Here is a 12,914-nt window from a genome sequence, read left to right as displayed (position 1 = left end):
AAAGTATTTATGAAAGCAGTAGCAACAAATCTTCCTGACAACCAGAGTAATAAAACAAAACGGGCCTGGATTTATGCAAAGAAACCTTCGGGACAATTGTATGCAATAAGGCAATGGGTCGGGTATGGGTTGCTGCTGTTTTTATTCGGAGCTCCTTTTATTAAAATTGGAGGTGAGCCATTATTGATGTTTAATATTCTTGAGCGAAAATTCAGTATTTTGGGAAGTATTTTTTATCCTCAAGATTTGCACATTTTTGTTTTCGGAATGCTTATCGTAATGGTTTGTGTCGTTCTATTTACAGTTGTTTTTGGTCGCATCTGGTGTGGCTGGACTTGTCCACAGACAATTTTTATGGAACTGATATTTCGTAAAATAGAATACTGGATTGAGGGGGACTGGCAACAGCAGAGAAAATTGAATGAAGGACCTAATACGGATGAGAAAAAGTTAAAAAAGGTATTAAAGCATAGTATATTTCTATTGATTTCATTTTTAATATCTAATATTTTTTTATCCTATATAATTGGTGTTGATGCACTTTATAAAATTGTAACCGACCCGATTGACCAACATTTAGGGGGGCTTTTAGCCATTACGATATTTACATTTGTTTTCTACGCAGTGTTTGCACATATCAGAGAAATAGTCTGTACAACAATATGTCCGTATGGACGGTTGCAAGGGGTATTGTTAGATGATCAAAGCATAACAGTTGCTTACGATCACCGCCGTGGTGAGCCACGGGGAAAACAGAAAAAAGATGTAGAACAAGTAAAAGGAGATTGTATTGATTGCCAGTTATGTGTCCATGTCTGCCCTACAGGGATAGATATTCGAAATGGTCTGCAGATGGAGTGTGTCAGCTGTACTGCTTGTGTTGATGCTTGTGATGCCGTGATGGACAAAATAGGTAAGCCGAAAAAACTTATTGGTTTTTATACCATGGGTGAGATTCAAGGAACTATAACCAAAAGAAGCAATACTCGAGCTGTTGCGTATTCTGTTGTATTGGTTGCATTAGTTTCTGTCTTTGTTTCGCTTATATTGATGCGATCTGATGTAGGTGCAACTTTGTTAAGGGCCAAAGGAAGTTCTTATCAATTACGAGATGATCATACAATCAGTAATTTGTATTCATTGGAGTTAGTGAATAAAAGTAGTGCTGAAATGCCTTTTACACTCGTGCCTCAAGATGAAAAACTTAAAATACAAGTTGTAAATCCGATCAAATCGTTGACAAAAGGAGGATCGGCTTCTTTAAGCTTTTTTCTCATCATCAATAAAGATGATGTAAAACGCTATAAAGAAGATGTGAAAGTTGATGTATATTCGGGAGATCGAAAAATAGAAACCTTAAAAACGACCTTCATTGCTCCTCCGGGGATGTGATAAAGGAAGGGTTAAATTATAAAGAGATAAAGGATGAATTGGGGTACTAAAATATTTTTAAGCTTGGGTATATTTATGCTCTGTATCATAGGTGCTGGGATTTATATGGTCAGTCATGATACAGATACATTAGAAGATACAGATTATTATGAGCAAGGTCTAAATTATGATCAGGTTTATAATAAGAAATCAAATGTTGCCAAGCATAAAGCTGAACCTGTTATTAAAATTAATCATGATACTTTGTATATTCAGTTTGCCACTGTTGCAAATAGCGGTAATCTGATCTTTAAACGTCCTTCGGATCGCAGTATCGATTTGCAGTTACCATTTGAAACAAATACAGGTGTATATCAGTTACCGATTTCTACTTTAAAAAAAGGAGCCTGGAATCTGGAAATTGTTTGGAAGAGTGAAGGTTTAGAGTTTTTGACAGATCAGCAACTGCATTTATAAGATGAGTTACCAATATTTTGCTTTTTTTATGGGTTTGTTTGGTAGTGTACACTGTGCGGTGATGTGTGGTCCTTTGCTTTTTGCTGTGCAGGGTAATCATGAACTGACCTGGAAAATAGCGTTCAATAAGATATTATATCAGATAGGGCGGATATTGACCTATGGTGTTTATGGTCTTGCACTCGGTATGATTGGTAGAATTGCATCGATCCAGGGATGGCAAATGGGATTGAGCATTTTAACGGGATTGATACTACTTGTTATAGGTTTAGTGCAATTATTTAAATTTAAAAACCAGGATTTTATAAAATTGCAGACACGTCTTGTTCACCCGATAGCTAAACTTATGGGACGTTGGTTATACCGTCCAGGTGGAAGTTTTTTTGCGGGTGTATTGAATGGTATTTTACCTTGTGGCATGTTGTATATGGCCGCAGCTGCAGCAATGAATACAGAATCAAGTTTAACAAGTTTCTATTTTATGGTCATGTTCGGTTTGGGAACATTGCCACTGTTATTAATCTTCTCTTTTTTAGGCAACTTTATTCGGACATATTTTAAAATGAATTTTTCGAAATGGTTACCTTTTCTCTATATCTTGATGGGAATCTGGTTTCTGTTGCGTGGAGCAAATTTAGATATTCCTTATTTAAGTCCATTGCTCCATGTCGACGGAGCAATGAACTGTCATATTATTTAGTTTCTGCCCATCCACCTCCTAGGGATTTGTATAGTTCAACGAATGAATCCAGCTGGGATTGCTTTATGGAAACGAGGTTAAGTTCGGATGTCAAGGCATTGGATTGCGCTGTAATAACTTCGAGATAGGTTGCATATCCAGATTTAAACAATAAACTAGCATTTTTTACTGCCAAATGAGAATTTGCGACTCGGGCTTCTGCGAGTACCAATTGCTCTTTTAATTTCGCAAGTGATGTGAAGCTATTGGATACTTCGTTGACCGAACGTAATACTGTTTTCTGTAAGTTGATCTCTGCTTTTTCACGTTCTAATTTTGACACTTCAAAAGCTGTCTTTAGTTTTTTGTTTTTAAATATGGGAGTTGTAATATTTCCCAATGCGGAACCTAGCAATGATCCTGGAATATTAAACCAATTTTCAGGCAACATGGAGTTTAGACCCAGTGTACCTCCGAGCGTCAATGAAGGGTAGCGTAAAGCTTGATTAATATTAACTTGTGCATTTGATGCGATTAAACTTAATTCTGCTTCACGGATATCTGGTCTGTTGCGGATCAGATCTATAGGAGATCCCATTGAGATCTTAGATTCATCAATTAAATACTGTAGACTTTTGCCCCGTTCAATTTTATCGGGCATTCTACCGGTCAATTCTAAAAGTGAATTTTCTTGAATCTGTATTTCTTGTTCCAACTGCGGAACTAGTGATGCTGCGAGCAATCTTTGGGATTGCGTTTGCTGAATGGCTAATGAGGTGATTTCTCCGGCATCAAACTGTAATTGAATCATACGTAAAGTGCTATCATTGAGTTGTACATTACGTAAGGCCACTTCAATCTGAGCATCTAGCTTTAAAAGATTGAAATAACCCTTAGCAATATTTGCAATCAGACTAGTTTGAATCGCTTTTTTTGCTTCTGCAGTACCTAAATAGTTAGCGAGTGCTTCTTCTTTCTGGGCAGATATTTTACCCCATATATCAATTTCCCAACTGAGGTTTAATTCCGTTAAATACTGAGATTGGGTTCTAAAAAGATTATTTTTTGCTTCTTTACCATTATAGATTTTGGAAGCAGGTCCTGCGTAATAATTTTTGGAACGCCATTCTTGGCCTACACCTGCAATCGTTGCATCCAATTCTGGCAGATAACCTGCTTTAGCCTGCGTTAATTGACGATTTGCGATTTGAATATTCAAGATAGCACTACGCATATCATAATTATTTGCCAATCCGGCATCAATTAGTTTTATCAGGCTTGAATCTCTAAAGAAATCGCGCCAATTGACATAGGCGAGTGCCCCTACACTATCTTGATAGGTCGAATCTGCACGGTATTGATCTGGAAGATTATATTTTGGAGCAGTATAGCGTTGTCCAACTTTACAGGAAGAGAACAGAAGTAAGATAGCCCCGAATAGGAAGATATGGCGATTGATAAGATTCATATGTATCGGACTAATTTGATTTGAATTTAATTTTTAAACGTTCATCTAAGGTTTTGAAGATGATATAAAGTACTGGGATAATAAAGATCCCGAGCAATACACCGAAAAGCATACCGCCAGCGGCACCAAAACTAATGGAATGATTTCCTTTTGCTGATGGTCCTGATGACCACATAAGGGGTATTAATCCTGCTACAAATGCAAATGACGTCATTAGGATAGGACGCAGACGTAATTTGGCTCCTGCAATAGCAGAGTCGTAAATGCTCAAACCTTTGTTTCTTTCCTGTACGGCAAATTCAATAATCAGAATGGCATTTTTGGCAAGCAACCCAATCAGCATGATGACACCAACCTGTACATAAATGTTATTTTCTAATCCTACGAGTAAGATGGTCGCATAAACGCCTACTAACCCAACTGGAATGGATAACAGAACGGCCCAAGGTAAGATGTAGCTTTCATATTGTGCCGATAATAGAAAGTATACAAAAACAATACTCATGATGAAAATCAGTATAGTTTGGGAACCTGATTCCGATTCTTCTAAGCTCATACCGGTCCATTCATAACTGTAGTTTCCAGGTAACTTTTCCAAAGCTAATTTCTCTATCGCCTTCATGGCATCACCTGTACTGTACCCTTCATTTGGATTGGCATTAATGGTAATTGCATTGTACAGATTATAACGAGTGATGGTTTCCGGTCCCACTACCTTTTTTAAGGTAAGTAATGTACTGATGGGGACCATCTCGTTGTTTTTGTTTCTGACAAAAATGGATTTAAAGGATTCGGGATCTGTTCGGTAATCGTAATCTGCCTGAATGTATACACGATATTGTCTGCCGAAACGACTAAAATCGCCAGCCTGTACACGGCCGTAGTAAGCTCGTATGGTAGACATCAAGGATTTAATATCGACTCCCAATGATTTTGCTTTAACAGCATCGATATCCACTTCATATTGTGGGAAGTTTGCTTTAAAGGAAGTGTATGCACTTTTAACTTCTGGTAATTGATTGATTTCATTGATGAAGTTATCTGCAATACTGCTAAAATCCAAGATCTCTCCACCTAATTTATCTTCTAAAACCAGCTGTATACCTGCGAAATCCCCAAAACCTTGAACAGTGGGACGAGGAAAGACATTGAAAGTGGCTTCATTGATTACTGATAAGTCCTGACGGATCGAATCCATAAAGGCTTCAATATCTTTAATTTTTTCTCTTTTATCGTAGCTTTTTAGGTTAATGTAACCAACTGCATATGCAGGACTTGTACTTCCATCTAATGCATTAAATCCTGAGATGGTGGTCATTCCTGCAATATCTGGATTTCTTTTTTGAAGAATACTATCTGCTTGTTTTAAAACTTCTGTAGTTCTTGCTAGTGAAGCACCTGGTTGCATGGCCAGCGAATAGGTCACAAAACTATCGTCTTCCGTAGGGATAAAACTTTTGGGTGCTAAAAGTAATAAGGTAAATCCGATTGCTGAAATACCGATCAATCCTGTAATGGCAATCTTCTTATTTCGGATCAGATATTTAACACCGACAATGTAACGTGAGGTTAAGCTATCAAATGAGGTGTTAAAGGCCGTGAAGAAGCGCTTTTTATATGCGGTAAATTTATTTTTTTCTTTCTGATCCGTCTGATCTTCATGTTCGGGTGCTTTTAGAATCAAGGCACATAAGGCCGGACTTAAAGTCAAGGCGGTTAGAGCAGAAATCAAAATTGCTGTTGCCAGGGTATAAGCAAATTGACGATAGAATATACCTGCTGGTCCCTCCATAAAACCGACCGGAATAAATACGGCCGCCATGACTAAGGTAATGGATACAATGGCTCCGGAGATTTCGGACATTGTAGAAAGCGTTGCCTCCCTGGCTTTCATACCTGTCTCATGCATTTTTAAGTGAATGGCTTCGACGACGACAATGGCATCATCAACAACAATACCTATCGATAGTACCAATGCAAACATGGTGAGCACATTGAGTGAGAAACCGAATAAATTGAGAAAGAAAAAGGTACCTATGAGGGAGACCGGAATTGCAATCGCTGGAATTATGGTTGATCTAAAATCCTGTAAAAAGATAAAAACAATAATAAATACCAAAATAAATGCTTCAAATAAAGTATGTTTTACTTGAGAGATCGATGCGTCAATCTGATCTCTTACAGAGTAGGAAACTTCATATTTAATGCCTTCTGGAAAAGTTTTGGATAACTCTTCCAATACTTTACGCACTTCGATATCAATATCGTGGGCATTGGAACCTGATGTCTGTGTGATATTTAAGGTTAATCCGGGTTTTCCATTTACTTTATTGTCCGAACCTAAGTTAGAAGAGCCAAACTCTATACGGGCTAAGTCTCGTAAATATAATACGGAACCATCTTCATTTGTTTTTATAACAATGTTTTCAAATTCCTCGGGTTGACTGAATCGTCCTTTATGCTTAATTACGGTTTCAAATACCTCATCGGATGTTTCGCCAAATTTTCCGGGAGCAATTTCGAAATTCTGATCTTTAATGGCTGTTATGACATCGTCAGGAACTAGATTAAACAAAGCTAGCTTTTCAGGATTCAACCACATACGCATGGAGTAATCACGTGCTCCAACACGAGAAACTTGGGCAATGCCATCAACACGAAGTAATGGCCGGATGATATTGATTTGGGAATAGGCTTGAAGAAAAGTTTCATCAAACATACTTTCTTTGGAATCTGCAAAGAGGTTGATGGTCATGATTACCCCAGATTGACGAGGCATTACCGTGATACCGGCTTCATTGACTTCTGAAGGAATAGAACCTATTGCTTTCGATATTCTGGTTTGGACATTTACAGAAGCTATATCTGGATTAATACCTGTTTTAAAGAACACCTGAACAGATCCTGAGCCGGAATTACTGGCCGTTGAACGGATGTAAGTCATATCTTCTACACCATTTACGGCTTCTTCAATTGGAAGGAGAACAGATTTAGCAACGGTTTCGGCATTCGCGCCAGGGTAACTTAATGAAACGACCACAGACGGAGGAGCTATTTCTGGGAAACGGGATACAGGTAACATTTTAAGCCCCACAGCTCCTAATACTACTAAGAGCATGGAGACAACGGTAGCCAATACGGGTTTATTAACAAATGTTTTTAGCATTTATAGTGCGTTTAATTAAAAATTGGAAAAGTATTTTATTGGGTCTTGTTGATCGGAATGATGGTAGCTCCTTCCGAAATCTTGTCGAAACCGGACATTAAAATTCTGTCTCCTACAGCTAACCCTTCTGAGATGATATAGTTCGAATTGGATTTACCCTCAATTTTGATAGACCTGCGGTGAACCGTATTTTTGTTATCAACAACGTATACAAAGGTTTTATCTTGTAGCTCCGATGTTGATACTTGTGGGATTTGTATCACTCCTTTTTGCGTTTCCACAAATTTTAATGTACCGGTACTACCTGTACGTAATATATTGTCAGTATTTGGGAAAGTGGCACGTAAAGAAATTGCACCAGTGGTTCTATTTACTTGACCATTTACGGCATCAACTCTTCCTTTTTGACTGTAGGCTTCTCCGTCTGCAAGTACCAATGATACTTCTGGAAAAGCAAGTTTTCGGATTTTTCCATCCGATTTATAGGATTCATCTTGCTGGTCTTGTTTTGCTTGTTTCTTTGTGAAATATAAGAAATCGGATTCGCTCATCGAAAAATATACATAGACTTCTTGTACATCGGATAGTACGGTAAGAGACTGGGAATCATTTTTAGTCACTAAATTTCCTACGCGTTTGGGAATACGGCCTATATAACCTGAAACAGGTGCTTTGATTGTTGTAAACTGTTTGTCAATATCGGCTGAACGTACCGCCGCGGATGCCTGCTGTAAGGATGCTTTTGCGACATCATATTCTGATTGCGCAGATTTTAAGCGTACTTCTGAAATGACCTCATTTTCTACTAAAGGACGGAGACGCTCTACTTCTAAACGTGCATTCTGTAATTTTGCTTTGGCTACATTTTCTGTCGCGACCATATTATTTAATATCTCATCATAGGCTGAGGCATTAATTTTAAATAATTTTTGATCAGCTTTCACAAAATCACCCTCATCGACATATATTTCTTCTAAAATCCCTTCAACTTGAGGGCGGATCTCAACATTGACTTTTCCTTCAATCGTACCAATATAATCTTTTATTGTATTCGCAGAACTTGTATCAATTGAGTATATTGGTAGTGCAATAGCGTTGTTTTTTTTGTCTAATTCTTTGGTTTTACCCGAGTTACAGCTAAAAAAGAGTACTCCGGTCGAGGCAAGGGCTAGGGTAAAAAGTGCGATTTTATTCATAAATATTATTTAGAGTTAATTGTTAATTAACTTTTGACTTTTAGATTATTATACATTAATACATAAATGTTGCCAATAAGTTCTGTATAGTATGATTTAACATTTGTTAACAAAATAAATTGATCAGATTTGACTTCATTTAGAGATACTTTATTTCCAAATGTATCTGATATGTTACAAATGTTAACGTTTGATACGGCTATTTGTTACTTATAAGATTAAAATAAGTTGATTTTTATATGCAAAACTTCTTTAATGAGATTGAAATAGATTGGAACCAATTGTGGCAATGGCTATTAAATTGGTATTGGCTTCCCTTATTTGTGTTATATTTTGGGATAATAAGTACAATACTGATTGAAAATAGGAATCCAACGAAGACGATTTCATGGGTAATGGTTATTGTATTTCTTCCAGGTATTGGATTGGTTCTATATTATCTATTCGGACAAAAATTTAGAAAAGTTAGGCGACTGCAACATATTAATCGCGAGCAGAACACAAAACTGTTAGCAGCATGGCAGGAAAGTTTAATACGAATGGACGAGCAACTGGAAACAATTCATGAAAAAATAGGAACTTTATCCCGCGTTTTTGACTATCTGAAAAACCAAAAATTATCTTTTTTCTCTTTAAATAATAGGGTCGAATTGTTTATCAATGGCGAGGAGAAATTTCCAGTTTTATTAAAAAGACTTCGAGAAGCAAAACATTCCATACACCTGGAATACTATATTTTTGAATTGGACAATATTGGTCGTCAGGTGCTTGAAATTTTGGAAGAAAAGGCAAAAGCGGGGGTAAAAGTGCGACTAATACTGGATAGTTTTGGTTCTCCTGATGTGATCAAATATTTAGTTAAAAATCCACCTGGTTATCCTTTTGTTGCATTTTTACCAGTCAATTTTACTTCTTTAGCAAATAGTAATTATCGAAATCACAGAAAGATTGTAGTGATTGATTGTCAATATGGTTTTGTGGGGGGAATTAATATTTCTGATCGATATATCAATACTCCGGATCACATTGATTATTGGAGAGATACTGCAATGGCTGTAGAAGGAATAGCAGTTAATAATCTACAGATCCAATTTTGGAACAGTTGGAATCAAACTGAAGGTGAACCCTTTTTATTGACTGATGAATATTTAAATTTTAGTGTACCGCACATTCCTGAGCGTGCCGCTGTTGCATTTTCTTCTAGTGATCCAGGGTCCCTTGGTCCTTTTAATATGGAAGCTATCATATTGGCGATCAATGATGCAAAGGAAAGCATTCAATTGTGTACGCCTTATTTTATACCGAGTGAGCAGTTATCTACGGCTTTGGAGATAGCTGTTTCCTCTGGGGTAAGAGTGGAGCTGATGCTCCCAGAGAAAGCCGATTCTTATATTGTACAACATGCTTCTTTTTCCTTTTTGAAGCCTCTTTTGCAACGTGGTGTGCAGGTTTATCTGTATAAGAAAGGTTTTATCCATGCTAAGACAGTATGTATTGATGGTCAATTGGCTTTCGTAGGGACTGTAAACCTCGATATGCGGAGTTTCTACATCAATTATGAAATAGCAAGTATTGTTTCTGATGAGGCTTATTGTAAACGTCTTGAAAATCAATTTGAAATTGATAAGGAGGCATCTGATCTGATTACTTTGTACATCTGGGCACATCGAAAAAAATGGAAAAGGGGTATTGATTCTTTATGCCGGCTTTTGGCACCTTTATTATAGCCTAAAAAATGTTAAAAACTTGTGATACTTCCGATATCTAATTAAAATTGAATATATTTATCTATTCTATTTTAATTACCAATAGTATTAGATGAAGTATATAAAATTATTGACGCTTACGATGGGGGTTTGTGGAGTAAAGCATGCCGTTGCCCAGACAACCGAAGCTACACTACCTATCAATACAATAGTCGAAAGAGTACAAAAGTTATTTCAAGTATTTCCTGTTGAAAAAGTGCATCTTCACTTTGATAAACCATATTATGCGGTAGGTGATACGTTGTGGTTTAACAGTTACTTATCACGCAATCTTGCGGAGTATGAACCGAGTAAGGTTACATATGTTGAGATTCTTAATAGCAGAGATTCGCTGATTCAAACGTTAAGGATTCCGTTGGATAAGGGAGTGGGAGATGGTTATCTTGTTTTGGATCCGCAGTACCTGGCGCAGGACAATTATCGATTTCGAGCGTACACGAAATGGATGGGTAACTTTTCATCGGATTATTTTTATAATAAAGTGGTTCCTATTGGAGATGCTATTAGTAAAAAACTAATCACTGATATTACATTTGTTAACAATGATCAGAATGCAGCTAAAAGTCAGGCTGTTATTCAATTTAGAGATGCTGTTGGTAAGCTATTGATTAATTCGAAAGTGAATTGGTCTATGATTTCTGGATGGGAAACCATTGCTGATGGCAAAGGTGAAACGGATAATATGGGTAAGGTCACTGTGAATTTAAGTGCTAAAGATAAAGAAATCCTGAAAAAGGCATATCTGGAAGTCTCACTTCAAGAGAATAAGAACGACAAGCCATTAAAGAGTACATTTTCCTTAAAAAATGCCTTGTGGGATGCCGATGTTCAATTCTTTCCTGAAGGGGGTGATCTATTAGCTGGAATCGCTAAAAACGTTGCTTTTAAGGCTGTTTCTGCCGATGGAAAAGGTATTGCTGTTAAGGGCCGTATCTTGGACGGTAAAGGAAAACAAGTCGCAGAATTTTCAGATTTAGGCTTAGGTATGGGATTTTTTAGTCTTTTACCTCTCCCAAATGAAAAATATGTAGCCTCGATTACATTTGCTAATGGTCAGGAACGAAAGTTTAAATTGCCGGAAGTGGTTCAGAATAAAGCGAATGTTGTTTTTGTAAAACAAGATGAAACAAATCTGAATATGGCGATTGTGACGAGTGAAGAAGATTTTGCTAAAAATCCAAATCAATCGTTCTATGTGCTGGTACAATCAAACGGTCATCTCGTATATGCGGCACAGGCGAACTTGAAAAGTGCAACAGCATTGATTACTATTCCGAAGGAACGTCTTCCTAATGGTATTGCTCAAGTAACCTTGATGACTCCCGAAGGTAAGGTGATCAGTGAACGTCTTACTTTTGTTAAAAGTGAGAAACTACTGGATATCAATTTAGCGGTCAATAAGGAACAGTTTAAAGCGAAGGAAAAGGTTAATCTGAAACTTTCTGTACTTAATAACGGTAAAAAATACCCGGGTAGTTATTCCATTTCTGTTATTGATGAATCTAAAGTTCCTTATGATGATAATCAGGATTTATCAATTGTCAGTAATTTCTTGTTGACTTCTGATCTGAAGGGATATATTGAAAGTCCAAATACGTATTTTGATGAAAAGAATGTGAATCGCGATAAAGCATTGGATGCTTTATTAATGACACAAGGATTCCGTCGATTTGATTATCAAGACCTGGTGGCTGAGAAACTTCCTGTACTATCATTTATGCCTGAACAGGGAATTGAGATTGGTGGAACGTTAAGACTGAACACGGGTAGAACTGTGCCGAATGGGGGCTTACTCTTATCTATTCCTTCTAAGAGTATTCGTAAAGATACTTATACAGATGATAAAGGGCGTTTCCTATTTAAAGATCTTGTATTTACAGATTCTTCAAAAGTTACTGTTAATGCCCGGGGAAATGATAATTACCGCAGTATGGTGATTAATATGGATCAGACTTATTTTCCGGAGATTGATAAAAACAATGCTTATAAGAATAATTTTGTCATGAATATTGATCGGGCAATGGTTCCGTATCTAGAAAATAGCAAAAAGGAATATCGTAAATCTATTCTTTTGGATGAGGTCGCGGTTACTGGTGTGCAGAAAAAGGTGATCACCAACAGAGATTTTCCTTCCATTTCAGGATTGTCGATGCCTGAACATCGTATTGATGCAGAGCGTTTATCAGGATGTAATGTATTGACGATGTGTCTGAACACATTGTTGACTGGTATTACTTACGATTCGCAGACGCAGAAATACTATGTTACACGATCTTATAATAGTGGAAGTCGGGTGCCCGTTCAATTTTTCTTAAATGGAATGGCAATCGATGAACCAGGATTAAATAGTATTAATGTTCCGGATATTGAAGGAATTGAGATTTTCCTAAAAGATGACCTCGGAACTGTTTCCAGAATGTACCAGAATAATGGAGTTGTGTCTATCTATACGAAGAAAGTAGAGAAAAAACCTAGAATGTCATTGACGGAAATTGAAAAATTATTACCAAAATCAAATGTGATTGATCTGTTTCCTTTGGGTTATATAAAAGAAAGAAAGTTTTATGAGCCAAAATATGAAACACCAGAAAGTAAAGCTGTGAATGATTTGAGGACAACAATTTATTGGAATCCAAAAGTTAAGGTTACTGAAACGGGTGAGGCTGCTTTAGAATTCTATAATGCTGATGGAAATGGACAATATAAAGTCATTGTGGAAGGTATGGATGAAACAGGTAATGTGGGTCGAAAAGTGATTCGTTATAACGTTACTCCATAAGGAAGTAATCAA

8 protein-coding genes are annotated in these 12,914 nt (G+C 36.9%); 5 read left to right on the top strand and 3 right to left on the bottom strand.

The features are described 5' to 3' along the window. Positions 1-9: 9 nt before the first annotated feature. Genes ccoG through M2265_RS11280 form a run of 3 tightly spaced genes read left to right on the top strand, consistent with a single transcriptional unit; the run spans position 10 to position 2,548 of the window. Complete coding sequence (gene ccoG / locus M2265_RS11290; RefSeq protein ID WP_132772068.1) at positions 10-1,392, top strand: cytochrome c oxidase accessory protein CcoG; 1,383 nt, start codon at positions 10-12, stop codon at positions 1,390-1,392. Between the two features lie 33 nt (positions 1,393-1,425). After that, positions 1,426-1,848 carry a FixH family protein gene (locus tag M2265_RS11285; RefSeq protein WP_021188309.1) on the top strand — a complete coding sequence of 141 codons (423 nt, stop codon included), beginning with the start codon at positions 1,426-1,428 and terminating at the stop codon, positions 1,846-1,848. A 1-nt stretch (position 1,849) separates the two neighbouring features. Beyond that, on the top strand, positions 1,850-2,548 hold the full coding sequence (locus M2265_RS11280) for a sulfite exporter TauE/SafE family protein (RefSeq protein ID WP_132772067.1): 699 nt from the start codon (positions 1,850-1,852) through the stop codon (positions 2,546-2,548). Here M2265_RS11280 and M2265_RS11275 read toward each other — a convergent pair. From M2265_RS11275 to M2265_RS11265, 3 genes are read right to left on the bottom strand one after another with little or no spacing between them, the layout of a single operon-like run. Beyond that, the gene (locus tag M2265_RS11275) at positions 2,541-3,995 is read right to left on the bottom strand and encodes an efflux transporter outer membrane subunit (protein ID WP_132772066.1); all 1,455 of its coding nucleotides are present in this window, start codon (positions 3,993-3,995) and stop codon (positions 2,541-2,543) included. The two genes, M2265_RS11280 and M2265_RS11275, sit on opposite strands and share 8 nt — an antisense overlap. Before the next feature lie 10 nt (positions 3,996-4,005). Beyond that, positions 4,006-7,161, bottom strand: a complete 3,156-nt coding sequence (locus tag M2265_RS11270) for an efflux RND transporter permease subunit (RefSeq protein WP_132772065.1) — start codon at positions 7,159-7,161, stop codon at positions 4,006-4,008. Between the two features lie 35 nt (positions 7,162-7,196). After that, positions 7,197-8,357 carry an efflux RND transporter periplasmic adaptor subunit gene (locus M2265_RS11265; RefSeq protein WP_132772064.1) on the bottom strand — a complete coding sequence of 387 codons (1,161 nt, stop codon included), beginning with the start codon at positions 8,355-8,357 and terminating at the stop codon, positions 7,197-7,199. A 239-nt stretch (positions 8,358-8,596) separates the two neighbouring features. Here M2265_RS11265 and cls point away from each other — a divergent pair, with 239 nt between their 5' ends. Next, the gene (cls, locus tag M2265_RS11260; protein ID WP_132772063.1) at positions 8,597-10,084 is read left to right on the top strand and encodes a cardiolipin synthase; all 1,488 of its coding nucleotides are present in this window, start codon (positions 8,597-8,599) and stop codon (positions 10,082-10,084) included. Positions 10,085-10,175: 91 nt separating this feature from the next. Then, positions 10,176-12,902, top strand: coding sequence for a carboxypeptidase regulatory-like domain-containing protein (locus M2265_RS11255; protein WP_132772062.1), 2,727 nt, complete (start codon positions 10,176-10,178; stop codon positions 12,900-12,902). The last annotated feature ends 12 nt before the right edge of the window (positions 12,903-12,914 follow it).

The sequence above is a fragment of the Sphingobacterium kitahiroshimense genome, from assembly GCF_025961315.1.
In the GTDB taxonomy this organism is placed as follows: Bacteria; Bacteroidota; Bacteroidia; order Sphingobacteriales; family Sphingobacteriaceae; genus Sphingobacterium; species Sphingobacterium anhuiense.
This window is presented reverse-complemented; position numbering and strand designations above follow the sequence as displayed.

Coding starts and splice junctions, on each gene's coding strand:
- M2265_RS11285 (WP_021188309.1), top strand. CDS start 1,426: ATGAATTGGGGTACTAAAATATTTTTAAGCTTGGGTATATTTATGCTC.
- M2265_RS11255 (WP_132772062.1), top strand. CDS start 10,176: ATGAAGTATATAAAATTATTGACGCTTACGATGGGGGTTTGTGGAGTA.
- M2265_RS11265 (WP_132772064.1), bottom strand. CDS start 8,357: ATGAATAAAATCGCACTTTTTACCCTAGCCCTTGCCTCGACCGGAGTA.
- M2265_RS11280 (WP_132772067.1), top strand. CDS start 1,850: ATGAGTTACCAATATTTTGCTTTTTTTATGGGTTTGTTTGGTAGTGTA.
- M2265_RS11270 (WP_132772065.1), bottom strand. CDS start 7,161: ATGCTAAAAACATTTGTTAATAAACCCGTATTGGCTACCGTTGTCTCC.
- cls (WP_132772063.1), top strand. CDS start 8,597: ATGCAAAACTTCTTTAATGAGATTGAAATAGATTGGAACCAATTGTGG.
- M2265_RS11275 (WP_132772066.1), bottom strand. CDS start 3,995: ATGAATCTTATCAATCGCCATATCTTCCTATTCGGGGCTATCTTACTT.
- ccoG (WP_132772068.1), top strand. CDS start 10: ATGAAAGCAGTAGCAACAAATCTTCCTGACAACCAGAGTAATAAAACA.